Source organism: Streptomyces anthophorae (assembly GCF_049310305.1).
Classification (GTDB): Bacteria; Actinomycetota; Actinomycetes; order Streptomycetales; family Streptomycetaceae; genus Streptomyces.
On the sequence record NZ_JBLWQQ010000001.1, the window covers coordinates 3,670,391 to 3,689,292 of the forward strand.

Sequence of the window (18,902 nt, forward strand, 5' to 3'; positions counted from 1 at the left end):
AGCCCGCACCGAGCCGGGGCCCCCGTCCGGCCCTGCGGAACGCGTATCCCCTCTTAAGAGGGGTGCTGCGGTTACTCGCGGGACACGTGGTCCGTCTGACGTACGCTCGGTCCCATGTCGCTCTACGCCGCGTACGCCGGCAATCTCGACGCGCGGCTCATGACGCGCCGCGCCCCGCACTCGCCGCTGCGCGCGACCGGCTGGCTGAACGGCTGGCGGCTCACGTTCGGGGGCGAGCACATGGGCTGGGAGGGCGCACTCGCCACGATCGTCGAGGCGCCGCGTTCACAGGTCTTCGTCGCGCTGTACGACATCGCTCCGATGGACGAGGAGTCGATGGACCGCTGGGAGGGTGTCGGCCTCGACATCTACCGGCGGATGCGGGTCCGCGTGGACACCCTGGAGTGCGAGGAGCCCGCGTGGCTCTACGTACTGAACGGGTACGAGGGCGGCCTCCCCTCGGCGCGGTACCTGGGCGAGATCGCCGACGCGGCCGAGTCCGCGGGCGCGCCGCACGACTACGCGATGGAGCTGCGCAAGCGCCCCTGCTGAGGGCCCGCGGAATCGCCGGCCGCGCCCTCGTTCGTCGGAAACGACAAAGCAACGATCACAAGGACGTGACCTCCGACATCTACGCGCGTAGGCAACGACAGGCTACCCTCGTCGGCGTGAACGCTTCTCTTACTCCGGACAACGTCCTGGCCGACCCGTACGCCGCCGCCGACGCCGCCGCCGCGCGGCTGCGCGAGCTGACGGGCGCCGAGACCCACGACGTCGCCCTCGTGATGGGCTCGGGCTGGGCACCCGCCGCCGAGGCCCTGGGCGAGCCCGCCGCCGAGTTCCCCTTCACCGAGCTGCCCGGTTTCACCGGTGCCGCGGTGGCGGGCCACGGCGGCACGGTCCGCTCGTACCAGGTCGGCGAGAAGCGCGCCCTGGTCTACCTGGGCCGTACGCACTACTACGAGGGCCGTGGCGTCGCCGCGGTCGCGCACGGCGTGCGCACGGCCGCCGCCGCGGGCTGCAAGACCATCGTGCTCACCAACGGCTGCGGCGGTCTGCGCCAGGGCATGCGCCCCGGCCAGCCGGTGCTCATCTCCGACCACATCAATCTGACGGCGGCCTCGCCGATCGTCGGCGCCAACTTCGTCGACCTCACCGACCTGTACTCGCCGCGGCTGCGCGCGCTGTGCCAGGAGATCGACCCGAGCCTGGAAGAGGGCGTCTACGCCCAGTTCCCCGGCCCGCACTACGAGACCCCCGCCGAGGTCCGGATGGCCGGCATCCTCGGCGCCGACCTGGTCGGCATGTCCACCACCCTGGAGGCCATCGCGGCCCGTGAGGCGGGCGCCGAGGTGCTGGGCATCTCCCTCGTGACGAACCTGGCGGCGGGCCTGTCCGGCGAGCCGCTCAACCACGAAGAGGTCCTCCAGGCGGGCCGCGACTCGGCCACCGCCATGGGCGACCTGCTGACCAAGGTCCTCGCGAAGATCTGATCCATTCAAGCCCCTGGGCACGGCCTTCCAGGGCGCAGGTCCGACTTTTCAAGCCCCCGGGCCCCGCCCTCCAGGCACGGGTCCGGATTTCAAGCCCCCGGGCCCCGCCCTCCAGGCACGGGTCCGGATTTCAAGCCCCCGGGCCCCGCCCTCCAGGCACGGGTCCGGATTTCAAGCCCCTGCGGCGATTGAGCAGCGGGGTCCGGGGCAGAGCCCCGAGACGTCAACCCCGTTGCGGCCCGAGAACTCCCCGAAGGAATGCGAACCGTGACCGTATCTGGCAGCGAACTGCTCGACCGGGCAAGGACCTGGCTGGCCGAGGACCCGGACCCGGAGACCCGCGAGGAGCTCGCCAAGCTCATCGAGACCGGCGACCTGGAATCGATCGCGGAGCGCTTCGCGGGCACGCTCCAGTTCGGCACCGCAGGTCTCCGCGGTGAGCTGGGCGCGGGCCCGATGCGGATGAACCGCGCGGTGGTCATCCGCGCGGCCGCGGGCCTCGCGGCGTACCTGAAGGCCAAGGGGCAGACGGACGGGCCGGTCGTCATCGGCTACGACGCACGGCACAAGTCGGCGGACTTCGCGCGCGACACGGCGGCGGTGATGGTGGGGGCCGGACTGCGCGCCGCGGTCCTCCCCCGCCCGCTGCCCACCCCCGTGCTCGCCTTCGCCATACGGCACCTGGGCGCGGTCGCGGGCGTCGAGGTCACGGCCTCGCACAACCCGCCGCGCGACAACGGCTACAAGGTGTACCTCGGCGACGGCTCGCAGATCGTGCCGCCGGCCGACGCGGAGATCGCCGCCGAGATCGACGCGGTGGCCTCGCTGCACGACGTGCCGCGCGCGGAGTCCGGCTGGGAGACGCTGGGCGAGGACGTCCTCGAGGCGTATCTCGCGCGTACGGACGCGGTCCTCGCGCCGGGCTCGGCCCGCGGCGCCCGCACCGTCTACACGGCGATGCACGGCGTCGGCAAGGACACCCTCCTCGCCGCGTTCGCCCGCGCGGGCTTCCCCGCGCCGGTGCTCGTGCCGGAGCAGGCCGAGCCCGACCCGGACTTCCCCACGGTCGCGTTCCCGAACCCGGAGGAGCCGGGCGCGATGGACCTGTCCTTCGCGACGGCCCGCGCGCAGGACGGGGCCCCGGACCTGATCATCGCCAACGACCCGGACGCGGACCGCTGCGCCGTCGCCGTTCCCGACGGCGGCGACTGGCGGATGCTGCGCGGCGACGAGGTGGGCGCGCTCCTCGCGGCGCACCTGGTGAAGCGGGGCGTGAGCGGCGTACTCGCCGAGTCGATCGTGTCGTCCTCCCTGCTCGGCCGGATCGCCGAGGCGGCGGGCCTCCCGTACGAGGAGACCCTGACCGGCTTCAAGTGGATCGCCCGCGTCGAGGGCCTGCGCTACGGCTACGAGGAGGCGCTCGGCTACTGCGTCGACCCCGAGGGAGTGCGCGACAAGGACGGCATCACGGCCGCGCTGCTCGTGACCGAGCTGGCGAGCGAGCTGAAGGCCCAGGGCCGTACGTTGCTCGACGCGCTCGACGACCTGGCGCTCGCGCACGGGCTGCACGCCACGGACCAGTTGAGTGTGCGGGTCGAGGACCTGTCGGTGATCGCGGACGCGATGAGTCGCCTGCGGGAGGCTCCGCCGGTGGAGCTGGCGGGGCTCGCGGTGACCCGGGCGGACGACCTCTCCGAGGGGGAGGGCGGGTTGCCGCCCACGGACGGGCTTCGCTACACGCTGGACGGGGCGCGGGTCGTCGTGCGGCCGTCGGGGACGGAGCCGAAGCTGAAGTGCTACCTGGAGGTCGTGGTGCCGGTCGCCGACCGGGGGGCGTTGTCGGCGGCGCGGGCCACTGCCGTGGAGCGGCTGGCGGCCATCAAGCGGGATCTCTCCGTTGCGGCCGGGATCTAGTTCGGCGCAGTCCGTGGTTGCGGTCCCGGGGCTCTGCCCCGGACCCCGCTGCTCAATCGCCGCAGGGGCTTGAGTTTGCCCAGCCGCTGAATTTTCGCCCGGCCGTTCGATGCGCCACGAGGGCTCAATATGTGGCTAGCCCAGCGCGATCAGAACCACGAGGAGTACGGCACCCACGAACGCCGGGGCGATGATCTCGTACGCCCAGCGGATCTTCGGGGTGCCCTGGGACGTCTCGGCCGCGGCGCGGGTCTCGTGGAGTTCGCGGAGTTCGTCCATGGCCTGGTCGCCGGGCGAGCGCTGTTCGGTCACCGGGAGGCCGCTGGCCCCCGTGGGCGTACGGCCGCCCTTGGCCGCGCGCAGCTGCTGGCGCTGCGCCTTGCGCCGGCCGCGCAGCGACACCGGGATGGACCAGAGCTGGTACTTGGTGCCCGCCTGGTCGATCACCTCGTTCGAGTACCCGGACTTGAAGCCGGAGACCGCGGCCCACGGCAGCGTGATGTCACGGAACGGGTTGCGCACCCGCAGGCGGTCCTCGTTCCCGAAGACGGCCGGCCGGATCGTGAACGCGACGACGAGCGGCACGACGCACAGCAGCGCGGCGAGCACCGTCCACGACGCCTGCCCGTCCCCGCCGACCAACACATCGCCGCCCAGCCAGGCGCCCATCAGGATCAGCGCGACGCCGCCCGCGATACCGGCGGGAGACCGATAGGTCCGGTCACGTGCCTGCGGGGGCGTGGTCTGGCTGCTCGTCATGGCTCGATTGTGCCCGACCCGTCAAGCAGATCAAGCCCGCCCTTCGAACGAGAGCCCGCGGGGTCCGGGGCAGAGCCCCGAGACCGCAACCACGGTGCCGCGAACCGTAAACCCCGACCTGTACAAGCCGCTACGCGCGTAGATATGCTCCCCTCGTGACCATGCCCAGTTCTGCACCCGCACCCGCTCTCAGCGACGTCACCGCGTCCGACAGCACGCTGCGCCGCTTCCTGCACGGGTTGCCCGGCGTCGACGCGGTCGGCCTGGAGGCGCGAGCCGCTTCGCTCGGGACCCGTTCCATCAAGACCACGGCGAAGGCGTACGCCATCGACCTGGCCATCTCGATGATCGACCTGACGACCCTGGAAGGCGCCGACACCCCGGGCAAGGTCCGGGCCCTCGGCGCGAAGGCGGTCAACCCGGACCCCACCGACCGCGGCGCGCCGCGCACGGCCGCGGTCTGCGTCTATCCCGACATGGTGGCCACCGCGAAGGCCGCCGTCGCCGGCACGGACGTGAAGGTCGCCTCCGTCGCGACCGCCTTCCCGGCCGGCCGCGCCGCCCTCGAGGTCAAGCTCGGGGACGTACGGGAGGCCGTGGCCGCGGGGGCGGACGAGATCGACATGGTCATCGATCGCGGCGCCTTCCTCGCGGGCGACTACATGAAGGTCCACGACGAGATCCGCGCGGTGAAGGAGGCCTCCGGCGCCGCCCGGCTCAAGGTCATCTTCGAGACCGGCGAGCTCTCGACGTACGACAACATCCGGCGCGCGAGCTGGATCGGCATGCTGGCGGGCGCCGACTTCATCAAGACGTCGACGGGCAAGGTCGGCGTCAACGCCACCCCCGCGAACACCCTCCTCATGCTCGAAGCCGTCCGCGACTTCCGCGCCGCGACCGGGGTACAGGTCGGCGTGAAGCCCGCGGGCGGCATCCGCACCTCCAAGGACGCCGTCAAGTTCCTGGTCATCGTGAACGAGACCGCGGGCGAGGACTGGCTCGACAACCACTGGTTCCGCTTCGGCGCCTCCAGCCTCCTGAACGACCTGCTGATGCAGCGTCAGAAGCTGGCGACAGGCCGCTACTCCGGTCCCGACTACGTGACGGTGGACTGATCACCCATGGCATCTGTATTTGAGTACGCTCCGGCGCCCGAGTCGCGCTCCGTCGTCGACATCGCGCCCTCCTACGGCCTTTTCATCGACGGCGAGTTCACCGACGCCGCCGACGGCAAGGTCTTCAAGACCGTCTCGCCGTCGACCGAGGAGGTCCTCTCCGAGGTCGCGCAGGCCGGCGAGGCGGACGTGGACCGCGCGGTGAAGGCCGCCCGCAAGGCCTTCGGGAAGTGGTCCGCGCTGCCGGGCGCCGAGCGCGGCAAGTACCTCTTCCGCATCGCCCGCATCATCCAGGAGCGCAGCCGCGAACTCGCGGTCCTCGAAACCCTGGACAACGGCAAGCCGATCAAGGAGACGCGGGACGCGGACCTCCCGCTCGTCGCCGCGCACTTCTTCTACTACGCGGGCTGGGCCGACAAGCTCGACCACGCGGGCTTCGGCCCGAACCCGGCTCCGCTCGGCGTCGCGGGCCAGGTCATCCCGTGGAACTTCCCGCTGCTCATGCTGGCGTGGAAGATCGCCCCGGCGCTCGCGACCGGCAACACGGTCGTGCTGAAGCCCGCCGAGACGACCCCGCTGTCCGCCCTCTTCTTCGCGGACATCTGCCGCCAGGCGGGCCTGCCGAAGGGCGTCGTCAACATCCTTCCCGGCTACGGCGACGCGGGTGCGGCGCTCACCGCCCACCCCGACGTGAACAAGGTCGCCTTCACCGGCTCCACGGCCGTCGGCAAGGAGATCGCCCGCACCGTCGCCGGTACGGACAAGAAGCTGACGCTCGAACTCGGCGGCAAGGGCGCGAACATCGTCTTCGACGACGCCCCCATCGACCAGGCCGTCGAGGGCATCGTCACCGGCATCTTCTTCAACCAGGGCCAGGTCTGCTGCGCGGGCTCCCGCCTCCTGGTCCAGGAGTCGATCCAGGACGAGCTGCTCGACTCCCTCAAGCGCCGCCTGGCGACCCTCCGCCTCGGCGACCCGCTCGACAAGAACACCGACATCGGCGCCATCAACTCCGCCGAGCAGCTCGCGCGCATCACCGCACTCACCGAGCAGGGCGAGGCCGAGGGCGCCGAGCGCTGGTCCGCACCGTGCGAACTCCCCTCCTCCGGCTACTGGTTCGCGCCGACGCTCTTCACGAACGTCACGCAGGCGCACACCGTCGCCCGCGACGAGATCTTCGGCCCGGTCCTGTCCGTGCTCACCTTCCGCACGCCGGACGAGGCCGTCGCCAAGGCCAACAACTCGCAGTACGGCCTCTCGGCCGGCATCTGGACGGAGAAGGGCTCGCGCATCCTCGCGGTCGCGAACAAGCTCCGCGCCGGGGTCGTCTGGGCCAACACGTTCAACAAGTTCGACCCGACCTCGCCGTTCGGCGGGTACAAGGAGTCGGGCTTCGGCCGCGAGGGCGGCCGCCACGGTCTGGAGGCCTACCTCGATGTCTGAGCCCAACCGCCTGAGCGTCTTCAAGACCTACAAGCTGTACGTCGGCGGGAAGTTCCCGCGTTCCGAGAGCGGCCGGGTGTACGAAGTGACGGATCGCAAGAGCGGCGAGTGGCTGGCCAACGCCCCGCTGTCCTCCCGCAAGGACGCCCGTGACGCCGTGGTCGCCGCCCGCAAGGCCTTCGGCGGCTGGCAGGGCGCGACGGCGTACAACCGCGGGCAGGTGCTCTACCGCGTCGCCGAGATGCTGGAGGGCCGCCGCGAGCAGTTCGCGCGCGAGGTTGCCGAGGCGGAGGGCCTGAGCAGGTCGAAGGCCGCGGCCGTCGTGGACGCCGCGATCGACCGCTGGGTCTGGTACGCGGGCTGGACCGACAAGATCGGCCAGGTCGTCGGCGGGGCGAACCCGGTGGCGGGCCCGTATCTCAACCTGTCCACGCCCGAGCCGACGGGCGTCGTGGCCGTCCTGGCGCCCCAGGACTCCTCGCTCCTCGGTCTCGTCTCGGTGATCGCCCCGGTCGTCGCGTCCGGCAACACGGCCGTCGTGATCACCAGCGAGAGGTCCCCGCTCCCCGCGCTCTCCCTCGGCGAGGTGCTCGCGACCTCGGACGTGCCCGGCGGCGTCGTGAACATCCTGTCCGGCAAGGCGGCCGAGATCGCGCCGTCGCTCGCCGCGCACCAGGACGTGAACGGCATCGACCTGACCGGCGCCGACACCGATCTCGCGAAGCAGCTGGAGATCGCGGCCGCCGACAACCTGAAGCGCGTGCGCCGTCCACAGCCTGTGGAGGACTTCGCGGCGGACCCGGGCACGGACCGCCTGACGTATTTCCTGGAGACCAAGACGGTCTGGCACCCGACGGGTTCGCTGGGCGCGTCCGGCTCCGCGTACTAGGGCCCGTACGAGGGCCGACAGCGGCCCCGGCTCCTCCGCCGTCCAGGAGGAGCCGGGGCCGCTGTCATGCCGGTCAGCCCGGCAGCACGCTCGTCGCGGGGCCCACCACGGGCAGCTCCTCCAGCGAGGCCCCCGAGGCCACAGGACCGGTGACCGCGGCCGTGCTGACCGGTACGAAGTCCGCGACCTGGGTGCCGATCGCGTTGTCCAGCGGGTCGACGCCCGTATTGGCCAGGGGGTCGATGGGCAGCTTCTTCAGCGTGCCGAGACCGTTCGACGTCGCCGAGTTGAGCGCCGTCGAGACGCCCGCGGCCGCCCCGTCGAGGTTCTCGTCACCGGTCTGCGTCTGCGGCAGCGGGATCGGCGCCGCGCTCGCGGAGGCGCCTCCGGCGGCGACGACCGCGCCCGCCGCGGTCACGGTGAGTCCGACGCGCATCAGGGTGCGCCGCACGGAGGAAATGGGTTGCTGGTCTGCGTGTCGTGCCATGGTGTTCCGCCCGAAACCTTTCGCCTGTGTAATCATGTGCGTACACAGGGTAGTTGGCGTGGTGCGTGCCACAACGGCACCACGCGGGGCGGCGACAGGGTCGTCATGCCTCACACTGGTGTCTCGTGAGTTCGCATCCTCCGATACCGACGCGGGTCGTCCTGCTCTGTGGCCCCTCGGGCTCCGGCAAGTCGTCGTTCGCGGCCCGCTCCGGGCTGCCCGTCCTGTGCCTCGACGACTTCTACAAGGAGGCGGGGGACCCCACGCTGCCGCTGGTGGAGGGCACTTCGGACATCGACTGGGACTCGCCGCTGTCCTGGGATTCCGAGGTCGCCGTCGCCGCGATCGTGGCGCTGTGCGCGAAGGGCCGGACGAGCGTTCCCGTCTACGACATCTCCGTCAGCGCGCGGGTGGGCGAGGAGACGCTGGACATCGAGCGCACGCCGCTGTTCATCGCGGAGGGCATCTTCGCGGCGGACATCGTGGAGCGCTGCCGGGAGTTGGGCGTGCTCGCCGACGCGCTGTGCCTGCGCGGCCGTCCGTCGACGACGTTCCGCCGCCGGCTGCTGCGCGACCTCAAGGAGGGCCGCAAGTCGGTGCCGTTCCTGCTGCGGCGCGGCTGGCGCCTGATGCGCACGGAGCGGTCCATCGTGGCCCGCCAGGTCGCGCTCGGCGCGCACGCGTGCGGCAAGGAGGAGGCGCTCGGCCGGGTGGCGGCGGCCGCGGCGGGGCGTTGCGTGAAGGCGCGGGCTGGATCAAGCCCCGCCGGCGATTGAGGCGCGGGGTCCGGGGCAGAGCCCCGAGACGCCGACCACGGGGAGCCCGGAGATGCGGAACGGGACCGGAAAGACCCCCCGGCCTTCCAGTCCCGCCCACTCCCCCCTACTGCTCCCCCGTACTTCCCCCGTGCTGAACCCCGCTCCCCCGAACAGGGCCCCGTTCCCCCCGGCCTTCAGGCGACGAGCTCGCCGAAGGACTCCTCCTGGTCACGCCCGAAGCTCAGCACCTCGTCCTCGCGCAGTCGCCGCAGCGAGCGCCAGATGCTGGACTTCACCGTGCCCACGCTGATGTCGAGGATCTCCGCGATCTCCGGGTCCGTGCGGCCCTCGTAGTAACGAAGGACCAGCATGGTGCGCTGGAGTTCGGGCAGCCGGGCCAGCGCCTGCCACAGGACCGCGCGCAGCTCGGTGCCGCGCATCGCGTCCGTGTCGCCGGCCGTCTCCGGCAGCTCCTCGGTCGGGTACTCGTTCAGCTTGCGGCGGCGCCACGCGCTGATGTGCAGGTTCGTCATGGTGCGACGCAGGTAGCCGCCCACGGCCGCCTTGTCGCTGATCCTGTCCCAGGCCCGGTACGTCGAGAACAGCGCGCTCTGCAACAGGTCCTCGGCCTCGAACCGGTCACCGGTCAGGTGGTAGGCGGTGGCGTACAGGGAGGCGCGGCGCTCCTGGACGTAAGCCGTGAACTCGGCCTCCGACAAGGACGTCCGGCGCTGCTCCCCCGAGTCCCCCCTGTACGCGGCTCCCCCGTGACCCCCCTCGGTCACCGTTCCCCGCTGGTCGACCACCGTCATGATCCCGGTGTGCTGCCGCCCGGCGCCGCGAACGCACCCCCGCCCGCTCACAGCGCCGGACTTCTCGTGACGCTCGGAAACCACTCGGCCCATGTCGTGCAGACGCGTGACAACCGCGCTTGAGTTGGTGCTGTGCAGCGTGTTCATCTCGCGCCCCCCGTCGTGGAGTACCGAATACTTCTGCGTCGTCGTCGCGGTGCTTCTTCGCGATGACCAAAAGCTTGCCGGGCCGAGTTCATGACGGTGTCCGTCGACTGTCACAGGCCTGTCACAGCGGCTCCCGTCATAGGGAGCGGACGTGGAGGAAGCGCCCCCGCGGGGCCTCCGACGGGCGTCCGGCCGGTGTCCTGCGGGCCTTCTCCGCGCCGCTTCCCCGCACCTGACGCGCACACTCGGTCGAACTGAAGGCCTCTGATGGGCCAGAATGGCGCTTGTGCCTTCCCTGTTGCTGATCGAGGACGACGACGCCATCCGTACGGCCCTGGAGCTGTCTCTTACGCGCCAGGGCCATCGGGTTGCCACCGCTGCCACCGGAGAGGACGGTCTGAAGCTGCTGCGCGAGCAGCGGCCCGATCTGATCGTGCTGGACGTGATGCTGCCCGGCATCGACGGTTTCGAGGTGTGCCGCCGTATCCGGCGCACCGACCAACTGCCGATCATCCTGCTGACCGCGCGCAGCGACGACATCGACGTCGTGGTGGGCCTCGAATCCGGTGCCGACGACTATGTCGTGAAGCCGGTGCAGGGGCGCGTGCTCGACGCACGGATCCGGGCCGTGCTGCGGCGCGGCGAGCGGGAGGCCAACGACGCAGCGACGTTCGGCTCGTTGGTGATCGACCGTGCCGCGATGACGGTGACGAAGAACGGCGAGGACCTCCAGCTGACGCCGACCGAGCTGCGCCTGCTGCTCGAACTGAGCCGGCGGCCCGGACAGGCGCTGTCCCGGCAGCAGTTGCTGCGCCTGGTGTGGGAGCACGACTACCTCGGTGACTCGCGGCTGGTCGACGCGTGTGTGCAGCGGCTGCGCGCGAAGGTCGAGGACGTGCCGTCGTCGCCGACCCTGATCCGTACGGTGCGCGGGGTGGGCTACCGGCTGGACACGCCTCAGTGACCAAGCCGCACGACAAGCTCCGGGGCGCCGCCGCGGCCAAGAAGACCCTCCTCGCCGGCCTGCGCTTCACCAGCCTGCGGCTGCGCCTGGTCGTCGTGTTCGCGCTCGTGGCCCTGACGGCCGCGGTGTCCGCGTCGGGGATCGCGTACTGGCTCAATCGCGAGGCCGTGCTCACGCGCACGCAGGACTCGGCGCTCAGCGACTTCAAGCAGGAGATGCAGAACCGGGCTGCGGCCCTTCCCGAACAGCCCACGCAGGGCGAGTTGCAGCACGCGGCGAACCTGATGGCGAGCAGCAGCCAGCACTTCAGCGTGCTGCTCATGGCCAAGGACGAGAACGGCCGCCGGGTCGTGGGCAATTCGGACCTGGACGCGTTCACCGTCGCCGACGTGCCGAAGTCGCTTCAGGACGCGGTCACCGAGAAGCAGCCGATCAACGGCGGCAACAAGCACGCGTACCACCTGTACTGGCAGCGGATCACGCAGGACGACACCCCGTACCTGGTCGGCGGCGCCACCGTGGACGACGGGCCGACCGGTTACATGCTCAAGTCCCTGGAGCCGGAGGCCAAGGACCTCGGCTCGCTCGCCTGGTCGCTCGGCATCGCCACCGCGCTCGCCCTCATCGGTTCCGCGCTGCTCGCGCAGGCCGCCGCGACGACGGTGCTCAAGCCCGTGCACCGGCTCGGCGTCGCCGCCCGCCGCCTCGGCGAGGGCAAGCTCGACACCCGGCTGCGCGTCTCCGGCACGGACGAACTGGCGGAGCTCTCCCGTACGTTCAACAAGACGGCGGAGAACCTGGAGAAGAAGGTCGCGGACATGAGTGCCCGCGACGAGTCCTCGCGCCGCTTCGTCGCCGACATGTCGCACGAGCTGCGCACGCCGCTGACCGCGATCACCGCGGTGACGGAGGTCCTTGAGGAGGAGCTCGACGCCGAGACCGGCTCCGTCGACCCGATGATCGAACCGGCCGTGCGGCTCGTGGTCAGCGAGACCCGGCGCCTGAACGACCTCGTCGAGAACCTCATGGAGGTCACCCGCTTCGACGCGGGCAGCGCCCGGCTCGTCCTCGACGACGTCGACCTCGCCGACCAGATCACCGCCTGCATCGACGCCCGCGCCTGGCTGGACGCCGTCGAGCTCGACGCCGAGCGCGGCATCCACGCCCGCCTCGACCCGCGCCGCCTCGACGTGATCCTCGCGAACCTGATCGGCAACGCGCTCAAGCACGGCGGGTCCCCCGTGCGCGTCTCGGTGCGGGTGGAGGGCGACGACGTCGTCATCTCCGTGCGCGACCACGGACCGGGCATCCCCGAGGACGTCCTGCCGCACGTCTTCGACCGCTTCTACAAGGCGAGCGCCTCGCGGCCCCGCTCGGAGGGCAGCGGCCTCGGTCTCTCCATCGCCATGGAGAACGCCCGGATCCACGGCGGCCGGATCGGCGCCGCCAACTCCCCGGAAGGCGGAGCCGTGTTCACGCTGCACCTGCCGCGGGACGCGGGGCCGCTCGCCTCCGCCACGGAGGAGGACGCCAAGGACGCGCGGCAAGGCGGTGCCTCGAAGTGACACGCCGGGTACGCCCCTTGGCCCTCATCGGCCTCGCCTCGCTGCTGCTCGCGGGCTGCGGGATCCGACCCACGGAGGTGCCGACCGACTTCGGCGCCGCTCCCACGCGTGTGGGCTGCTCCCTGTCGGGCTCGGACAAGGTGGAGGCCCAGGCGGGCGGCGAGTTCCCCGTGCAGGTCTATCTGGTCTGCACGTCGCAGCTGGTCACGGTCGACCGGACGATCACTCTGGAGCGCGGCCAGTCCTCCGACCGGGTCGTGGTGGCCCGTGAACTCCTGGCGCAGCTGGCGTCGGCCCCGTCCGCCGCGGAGAAGTCGGCGGGCTACACGACGGACGTCCGCTCCGGCCTCAAGGTCTCGGGCCCCCGCGCGGACGACCCCCCGGACGCGCTGCGCCTGAACGCCCCGCCGGACGACCTGTCCCCCTACGCCCTGGCCCAGGTCATCTGCACGTTCGCGACCAGCGAGGTCACGGCGGAGGACGACGAGCACGTGATCCTCGGCGGTCCCGACGACTCCGCACCCCGCGAGTACACCTGCTCACAGGCCCTGAAGGCCCGCCCCGGCCTGATCCCGGCCCCGACGAAGACCCTGAACTGACGGACGCGGGCGGGCCCGGCACAGCACGGGCGAAACCTCGGCGCAACCCCGGCGGAACCGATCCTCCCGCGCCCGGCGTCTAGGGGTGCGTGCAGCGCCATCGCTCGGGCGGCCACAGGGCCGCCGTCCGTTTCCGTGCGGCAGGGGTCGTCCTGCTCGCCGCGCATCTCCTCTTCGTTGCCTGGTTCACGCTGCGCCCCCTGGACGTTCCCTGGGTCAGCGCGGCGAACCTGCATCCCCTGGCGGGCATCCGCTCCGACCTCGCGCTCGGCTGGCGCGAGGCGGCGCTGCGGATCGGCGAGGGGCTTGCGCTGCTGGCCCCGCTCGGCGTGCTGCTGCCCGTCGCGGGCGGCCGCCTGCACGTGTCGTCGTGGGGTTCGCTTGTGCGCACGGTCGCCGTGGCCGCACTGATCTCACTCGGCATCGAACTGCTCCAGACCGGGGTGCCGGGGCAGGTCGTGGACATCGACTCGCTGCTCCTGAACACGGTGGGCGTCGCGCTCGCCCATCTCCTCGTGGTGCCCGTCCTGCGCTCCCGGCTCCGCCGCAGGGCCGACGTCGGGCCCCTCCCCCCGCAGGAGCCCGCTCAGGGTCCGACCCCGACGATTCCCAGGGTCGGCATCGCCCCGTGAGCTGACGTTTTGCCCGGGCTGTCGCCGGTACCTTCGAAGACGTAAGCACCACACACCGAAGACCCACGGTTCGCGAAGGAGCCCACCATGACCGCCCCTGCCCGCCCCACCAACGGACGGATGATCGGCGGAGTGTGCGCAGCGCTGGCACGGCGCTTCGGCACCTCCGCGAGCACGATGCGCGTGATCTTCGTGGTCTCTTGTCTGCTGCCGGGCCCGCAGTTCCTGCTCTACATCGCGCTGTGGATCCTGTTCCCGAGTGAGAACAAGGTCCGCCAGGCCTGGTGACGTGCCCCGGCACCCACGCCGAAGGGGCGCGCCCGCGTGATCGCGGGTGCGCCCCTTCGGCGTGTGCGGTGGGTCGGGTCAGCTGAGGCCGCCGACCGGCAGGCCGCCGAGCAGCCCGGAGACGGGGTTGCCGCCGTCGGTGGGCAGAGCCGTCTTGGCGGCCTGGTCGACGACCGGGCCGGCGGTGTGCAGGCCGTTGTCGACCGCGGTCTGGGCGCCGCCCAGGGACTCGGCGGCGGGCAGCGTCGAGGCCACGTCCTGGAGCGGGAGGGCGGAGGTCACGGATCCGACGGTGTCGGTGGCGTCGGGGGCGGCCGGGGCAGCGTTCGCGGCACCGGCACCGGCGGCGGCGAAAGCGGCTCCGAGAGCGGCGACACCGAGGGTCTTTGCAGCAGACTGCTTCATTGTGAAATGCGTCCTCTTGACGATGACGGGGGGATGAGCGGTCCACGACCGTAAACATTCCTTCGCTGCGCCCGCAAACAGCGAACCGCCGGGAAAAACGGCCGGGAACAAACGTTCCCGACCGTTTCAACGCCCCCCTGGAACGCCCTATTCGACGACAGAACCGCTGGTGGAAGCGGTCTGCCGGAACAGCCATTCGGATTTCAGCTCGGCGTATCCGGGCTTCACGACGTCATTGATCATCGCCAGTCGTTCATCGAAAGGAATGAATGCTGACTTCATCGCATTGACAGAAAACCACTGCATGTCATCGAGCGTGTAACCGAATGCATCGACCAGGTGCTCGAACTCGCGGCTCATCGACGTACCGGACATGAGCCGGTTGTCCGTGTTGACCGTGGCCCTGAAGTGCAGCTTTCGCAGCAGACCGATGGGGTGCTCCCCGTAGGAACTCGCGGCACCGGTCTGAAGGTTCGACGAGGGGCACAGCTCCAGCGGGATCCGCTTGTCGCGCACGTACGAGGCGAGGCGGCCGAGCTGTACGCCGCCGTCCGCCTCCACCTTGATGTCGTCGATGATGCGCACACCGTGCCCGAGCCGGTCCGCGCCGCACCACTGGAGGGCCTGCCAGATGGACGGCAGCCCGAAGGCCTCGCCCGCGTGGATCGTGAAGTGGTTGTTCTCCCGCTTGAGGTACTCGAAGGCATCGAGGTGGCGGGTGGGCGGGAAGCCGGCCTCGGCGCCCGCGATGTCGAAGCCGACGACACCCAGGTCCCGGTAGGAGTTGGCCAGTTCGGCGATCTCCAGGGCGCGGGCCGCGTGCCGCATCGCGGTGAGCAGGGCGCCCACGCGGATGCGGTGGCCGTTCTCCTTCGCGCGCCGCTCGCCCTCCCTGAAGCCCTCGTTGACCGCCTCGACGACCTCTTCGAGGGTGAGCCCCTGTTCCAGGTGCTGCTCGGGGGCGTAGCGGATCTCGGCGTAGACGACGCCGTCCTCGGCGAGGTCCTCGGCGCACTCGGCGGCGACCCGGAACAGCGCCTCGCGCGTCTGCATGACCGCGCAGGTGTGGCTGAACGTCTCCAAGTACCGCTCGAGCGAACCGGAGTCGGCCGCTTCGCGGAACCAGACGCCGAGCTTGTCGGGGTCGGTCTCCGGCAGGTTCTCGTACCCCTGCTCGCGCGCCAGGTCGACGATCGTGCCGGGCCTCAGGCCGCCGTCGAGGTGGTCGTGCAGGAGCACCTTGGGCGCACGGCGGATCTGCTCGGCGGTCGGCACCCGGGGGCTGTTGGGGTTCGCGGTGATCGGGCTCGTCATTTCCGCACTCTAACTCCTACGCGCGTAGATCGCTGCGGTTCGTTGTCGGTTCGTTGCATGCGGTGAGCCCCGTGGACGGGCATGATCCGTCGATACCCAACAGTGACCCGTCCACCGGCGTCGCGCACCGGGCTTCTGACACTGTGCTGTCATGCAGCAGCGAGCGACGCAGGGCCGCGAGGCGCGGCTTGCCAGGGCGGCCGGGCCGGTGCCGGGGGCGGTGGGCGGCGTGGTGCTGCTGCTCCCCGCGGGCGAGGAGACCTCTTCCCGCAGACCCTCGCCCATGGACCGGGCGGCCCTTCGCCCGCTCGCGCGCCGCCTCACGCGCGCGGGGCGCGACGCGGGCCTGGTCGCGCATGTCGTGCAGTACCGGTGCCGCGGCTGGAACGAGACGCAGGCCGAACTCGCGCGCGACGCCCGGTGGGCCGCCGACGAGGTCGTGCGCCGCTACGGTGATGTACCGGTCTGCCTCGCCGGCCTCGACATGGGCGGCCGGGCGGCCCTGTACGCGGCCGACCACGAGGCCGTCAACTCCGTTCTGGCGCTTGCCCCTTGGCTGCCGGAGGACGATGTGGCCGCGCCCCTGGAGCCGGTCAGGCAGCTCGCGGGCCGCCGGGTCCTCATCGTGCACGGCACCGACGACCGGCGCACCGACCCGGAGTTGTCCTTCCGGCTCGCGGGCCGCGCGAAGAAGACGAACCGCGACGTGTGCCGCTTCGAGGTGCACTCGGACGGGCACGGGCTGGCGCAGCATCGTTTCGAAGTCGCCTCGCTGGCCGTGGACTTCGTGATGGGTGCGTTGTTCGGGCGGCCGTTCTCGCGGCCGCTTCGGGATGCGTTTGCGGCGCCGCCGCCGTTGGGGTTGCGGATGCCGTTGGCCTCCGGCTTCGGGCGGACGCTCTAGTGTGGCGCCGGATGTGAGTGTGGCGGCGGGGCGGGGTTGCGGTCGCGGGGCTCTGCCCCGGGCCCCGCGCCTCAATCGCCGGCGGGGCTTGAATTGCGCACCTCAATCGCCGTCGGCGCTTGAGGTGTTGTGCTCCGGGAGGAGCTTCCCCCTCCGAGACAGCAGGAATTTCTTGAAGGCCGCTACGGGTGGGGTGTCCGGGTGGCCGTCGAGCCATGCGACGCCGATCTCGCGCACCGCCCGCTGGCCCGTCACCGCGAGTTCCACGACGCCCGGGCGCGGCACCGTCGGCGGCGGCAGGAGCGCGACCCCGAGCCCGGCCGCGACGAAGCCGCGCAGCGTCTCCGCCTCCTCGCCCTCGAAGGCGATCCGCGGCGTGAACCCGGCCTCGGCGCACAGGTCGTCGCAGATGCGGCGCAGACCGTAGCCCGGTTCGAGGGTGACGAAGGTTTCCTCGGCCGCCTCCGACAGGCGGATGCGCTTGCGGGCGGCGAGGCGGTGGTGGTCGGGGACGACGAGGCGCAGGCGCTGCTCGTCGAGGCGGCGCGCGACCAGGCCGGGCGCGTCAGGGACGGGCGAGGTGAGGCACAGGTCGAGCTCGCCCGCGCGCAGCCGCTCCAGCATCGCCTCCCCGTAGTTCTGCACGAGGCTGAAGCGGATGCGGGGGTGCTCGGCGCGGAAGGCACGGATCAGGCCGGGCACCGTCTCCGTACCCATGGTGTGCAGGAAGCCGAAGGCGACCTTGCCGGACTCGGGGTCGGCGTCGGCGCGCACCGACTCGACCGCCTTCTCGATCTCGCCGAGCGCGCGCTCCACCGAGCCGAGGAACGTACGGCCCGCGGGGGTCAGCGACACCGTGCGGCCGTGCCGGGCGAACAGGTCGACGCCGAGGTCGCGTTCGAGGCGTACGAGGGCGCGGGAGAGGGTGGACTGCGGCACGTTCATCTCCTGCGCCGCGCGCGTGACGTGCTCGGTGCGGGCGGCCCCGGCGAAGTGGGCGAGGCGCGGGGCGAGGAGCGTGACGATGTCTTCCGTGTCGCCAATGGGTGACAAGCGCCGCGCCGACCTCTGCTCATGCTCCATGGGAACGATTATGGCGTCTTCATGCATTGGACGCATGAATGCAGGTGAGCCTACGTTCGGGGCATGTCACCTGCCAGTAGCCAGGCGGTCGCCTCCACCGACGCGGCCGCCTGCTCCCAGCCCACCGCCGACACCCGGCTGACGCCCGGCGGCCCCGGCTACCGCCGCATGAGCTTCGCCCTGTTCCTCGCCGGAGTCGCCACCTTCGCGCTCCTCTACTCGACGCAGGCCCTGCTCCCCCTCATCTCCGACGACTACGGCGCGAGCGCGAGCGCGGCGGCCTGGACGGTCTCCGCCTCGACCTTCGCGCTCGCGGTGTGCGTGCTGCCGCTGAGCGCGCTGTCCGAGCGGTTCGGGCGGCGCACGGTGATGACCGCCTCGCTGACGGTGGCGGTCGCGGTGGGGCTCCTGGTCCCCTTCGCGCCCTCGCTCGGCGCGCTGATCACGCTGCGCGCGCTCCAGGGCGCCGCCCTCGCGGGCCTGCCCGCGTCCGCGATGGCGTACCTCGCGGAGGAGGTGCGGCCGAAGGCGCTGGTCGCGGCCATCGGACTGTTCGTCGCCGGCAACTCCATCGGCGGCATGAGCGGCCGGATCATCGGCGGCTGGCTCGCGCAGGCCTGGGGCTGGCGGGTGGCCGTCGGCGTGATCGGGGTGATCGCGGTGGCGTGCGCCGTCGCGTTCCGGATGCTGCTGCCGACGCCGCGCCACTTCACGCCGGGGTCGCTGCGCCCGCGCGCCCTTGCCGCCACGGTCGGCAGCCACCTCGCGAACCCGCTGCTGCGCCGCCTGTACCTGATCGGCGCGCTGTTCATGATGGTGTTCGGCGGGGTCTACACGGTGATCGGCTACCGGCTGTCCGCCGCGCCCTTCTCGCTCCCGCAGGGCGTCGTCGGCTCGATCTTCATCGTCTATCTGGTGGGCACCGTCTCCTCGGCCGCCGCGGGCCGGCTGGTCACGCGGCTCGGTCGGCGCGGCACGCTGTACCTGGCGGCGGGCACCACGATGGCGGGGCTGCTGCTCGCCCTCGTCCCGAACATCGTTCTCGTGCTGCTCGGCCTCGTGCTGATCACGGCGGGCTTCTTCGCGGGCCACGCGACGGCCTCGTCCTCCGTGAGCCACACCGCCACGCACGGGCGGGCGCAGGCCTCCGCGCTCTACCAGAGCATGTACTACGTCGGGTCCAGCGTCGGCTCGGCCGTCGGCGCGGTCGCCTTCCACGCCGGGGGCTGGGCGGGGACGGTGGGCCTCGGCTTCCTCGCGGTGCTCGGCGTCGTGGCGATCACGCTGTGGGGCACGTACGCGGCCCGGATGCGCCCGGCGATCTGAACAAC

At 71.5% G+C, this 18,902-nt stretch carries 20 protein-coding genes; 14 read left to right on the forward strand and 6 right to left on the reverse strand.

The window, feature by feature from the left end; translation table 11 throughout:
- Window positions 1-114 precede the first annotated feature (114 nt).
- The 3 genes from ACNYS0_RS16320 to ACNYS0_RS16330 all read left to right on the forward strand — a co-directional run bounded on the left by ACNYS0_RS16320 (window position 115) and on the right by ACNYS0_RS16330 (window position 3,407).
- Entirely contained in the window at window positions 115-552 is a 438-nt protein-coding gene (locus tag ACNYS0_RS16320) for a gamma-glutamylcyclotransferase family protein (protein ID WP_422409224.1), read from the forward strand.
- A gap of 116 nt (window positions 553-668) precedes the next feature.
- On the forward strand, window positions 669-1,493 hold the full coding sequence (locus ACNYS0_RS16325; protein WP_385764486.1) for a purine-nucleoside phosphorylase: 825 nt from the start codon (window positions 669-671) through the stop codon (window positions 1,491-1,493).
- A 258-nt stretch (window positions 1,494-1,751) separates the two neighbouring features.
- Window positions 1,752-3,407 (forward strand): phospho-sugar mutase, encoded by a 1,656-nt coding sequence (locus ACNYS0_RS16330; protein ID WP_422474398.1) that lies wholly within the window; start codon window positions 1,752-1,754, stop codon window positions 3,405-3,407.
- Window positions 3,408-3,542: 135 nt separating this feature from the next.
- Here ACNYS0_RS16330 and ACNYS0_RS16335 read toward each other — a convergent pair whose 3' ends face one another.
- Window positions 3,543-4,166, reverse strand: coding sequence for a PH domain-containing protein (locus tag ACNYS0_RS16335; protein WP_422474400.1), 624 nt, complete (start codon window positions 4,164-4,166; stop codon window positions 3,543-3,545).
- A 161-nt stretch (window positions 4,167-4,327) separates the two neighbouring features.
- Here ACNYS0_RS16335 and deoC point away from each other — a divergent pair, with 161 nt between their 5' ends.
- The 3 genes from deoC to ACNYS0_RS16350 are packed head-to-tail and all read left to right on the forward strand — an operon-like array spanning window position 4,328 to window position 7,613.
- Window positions 4,328-5,281: a deoxyribose-phosphate aldolase gene (gene deoC, locus ACNYS0_RS16340; RefSeq protein ID WP_422474402.1), complete on the forward strand. Its 954-nt coding sequence runs from the start codon at window positions 4,328-4,330 to the stop codon at window positions 5,279-5,281.
- Window positions 5,282-5,287: 6 nt separating this feature from the next.
- Window positions 5,288-6,724, forward strand: coding sequence for an aldehyde dehydrogenase family protein (locus tag ACNYS0_RS16345; protein WP_422474404.1), 1,437 nt, complete (start codon window positions 5,288-5,290; stop codon window positions 6,722-6,724).
- Window positions 6,717-7,613 carry an aldehyde dehydrogenase family protein gene (locus tag ACNYS0_RS16350; protein WP_422474406.1) on the forward strand — a complete coding sequence of 299 codons (897 nt, stop codon included), beginning with the start codon at window positions 6,717-6,719 and terminating at the stop codon, window positions 7,611-7,613. Before ACNYS0_RS16345 ends, ACNYS0_RS16350 begins: the two co-directional genes overlap by 8 nt.
- A gap of 73 nt (window positions 7,614-7,686) precedes the next feature.
- Here the strand turns inward: ACNYS0_RS16350 and ACNYS0_RS16355 are convergent, their stop codons facing one another.
- On the reverse strand, window positions 7,687-8,100 hold the full coding sequence (locus ACNYS0_RS16355; protein WP_422474408.1) for a hypothetical protein: 414 nt from the start codon (window positions 8,098-8,100) through the stop codon (window positions 7,687-7,689).
- A 125-nt stretch (window positions 8,101-8,225) separates the two neighbouring features.
- On the opposite strand from ACNYS0_RS16355, the gene ACNYS0_RS16360 reads away from it, so the two are divergent.
- Window positions 8,226-8,876 (forward strand): uridine kinase family protein, encoded by a 651-nt coding sequence (locus ACNYS0_RS16360; protein ID WP_422474410.1) that lies wholly within the window; start codon window positions 8,226-8,228, stop codon window positions 8,874-8,876.
- 176 nt (window positions 8,877-9,052) lie between these two features.
- Here the strand turns inward: ACNYS0_RS16360 and ACNYS0_RS16365 are convergent, their stop codons facing one another.
- On the reverse strand, window positions 9,053-9,817 hold the full coding sequence (locus tag ACNYS0_RS16365; protein WP_422474412.1) for a SigE family RNA polymerase sigma factor: 765 nt from the start codon (window positions 9,815-9,817) through the stop codon (window positions 9,053-9,055).
- Between the two features lie 286 nt (window positions 9,818-10,103).
- Here ACNYS0_RS16365 and afsQ1 point away from each other — a divergent pair, with 286 nt between their 5' ends.
- The 5 genes from afsQ1 to ACNYS0_RS16390 all read left to right on the forward strand — a co-directional run bounded on the left by afsQ1 (window position 10,104) and on the right by ACNYS0_RS16390 (window position 13,865).
- Window positions 10,104-10,781, forward strand: coding sequence for a two-component system response regulator AfsQ1 (afsQ1, locus tag ACNYS0_RS16370; RefSeq protein ID WP_013001223.1), 678 nt, complete (start codon window positions 10,104-10,106; stop codon window positions 10,779-10,781).
- On the forward strand, window positions 10,778-12,346 hold the full coding sequence (locus ACNYS0_RS16375) for an ATP-binding protein (protein WP_422474414.1): 1,569 nt from the start codon (window positions 10,778-10,780) through the stop codon (window positions 12,344-12,346). Before afsQ1 ends, ACNYS0_RS16375 begins: the two co-directional genes overlap by 4 nt.
- A complete protein-coding gene (locus tag ACNYS0_RS16380) occupies window positions 12,343-12,945 on the forward strand; it encodes a hypothetical protein (protein ID WP_422474416.1) in 603 nt (200 codons plus the stop codon). Before ACNYS0_RS16375 ends, ACNYS0_RS16380 begins: the two co-directional genes overlap by 4 nt.
- A gap of 89 nt (window positions 12,946-13,034) precedes the next feature.
- On the forward strand, window positions 13,035-13,577 hold the full coding sequence (locus ACNYS0_RS16385; protein WP_422474418.1) for a VanZ family protein: 543 nt from the start codon (window positions 13,035-13,037) through the stop codon (window positions 13,575-13,577).
- 87 nt (window positions 13,578-13,664) lie between these two features.
- Complete coding sequence (locus ACNYS0_RS16390) at window positions 13,665-13,865, forward strand: PspC domain-containing protein (RefSeq protein WP_422474420.1); 201 nt, start codon at window positions 13,665-13,667, stop codon at window positions 13,863-13,865.
- Between the two features lie 78 nt (window positions 13,866-13,943).
- Here ACNYS0_RS16390 and ACNYS0_RS16395 read toward each other — a convergent pair whose 3' ends face one another.
- Both ACNYS0_RS16395 and ACNYS0_RS16400 read right to left on the reverse strand, forming a co-directional pair.
- Complete coding sequence (locus ACNYS0_RS16395; protein WP_422474422.1) at window positions 13,944-14,270, reverse strand: ATP-binding protein; 327 nt, start codon at window positions 14,268-14,270, stop codon at window positions 13,944-13,946.
- 147 nt (window positions 14,271-14,417) lie between these two features.
- Entirely contained in the window at window positions 14,418-15,584 is a 1,167-nt protein-coding gene (locus ACNYS0_RS16400; RefSeq protein ID WP_422474424.1) for an adenosine deaminase, read from the reverse strand.
- Window positions 15,585-15,735: 151 nt separating this feature from the next.
- On the opposite strand from ACNYS0_RS16400, the gene ACNYS0_RS16405 reads away from it, so the two are divergent.
- Entirely contained in the window at window positions 15,736-16,488 is a 753-nt protein-coding gene (locus ACNYS0_RS16405) for an alpha/beta hydrolase (protein ID WP_422474426.1), read from the forward strand.
- 102 nt (window positions 16,489-16,590) lie between these two features.
- On the opposite strand, the gene ACNYS0_RS16410 is transcribed toward ACNYS0_RS16405, so the two are convergent.
- Window positions 16,591-17,571: a LysR family transcriptional regulator gene (locus ACNYS0_RS16410; RefSeq protein ID WP_422474428.1), complete on the reverse strand. Its 981-nt coding sequence runs from the start codon at window positions 17,569-17,571 to the stop codon at window positions 16,591-16,593.
- A gap of 63 nt (window positions 17,572-17,634) precedes the next feature.
- Between ACNYS0_RS16410 and ACNYS0_RS16415 the strand changes: the two genes are divergently transcribed.
- On the forward strand, window positions 17,635-18,897 hold the full coding sequence (locus tag ACNYS0_RS16415) for an MFS transporter (RefSeq protein WP_422474430.1): 1,263 nt from the start codon (window positions 17,635-17,637) through the stop codon (window positions 18,895-18,897).
- Window positions 18,898-18,902 lie beyond the last annotated feature (5 nt).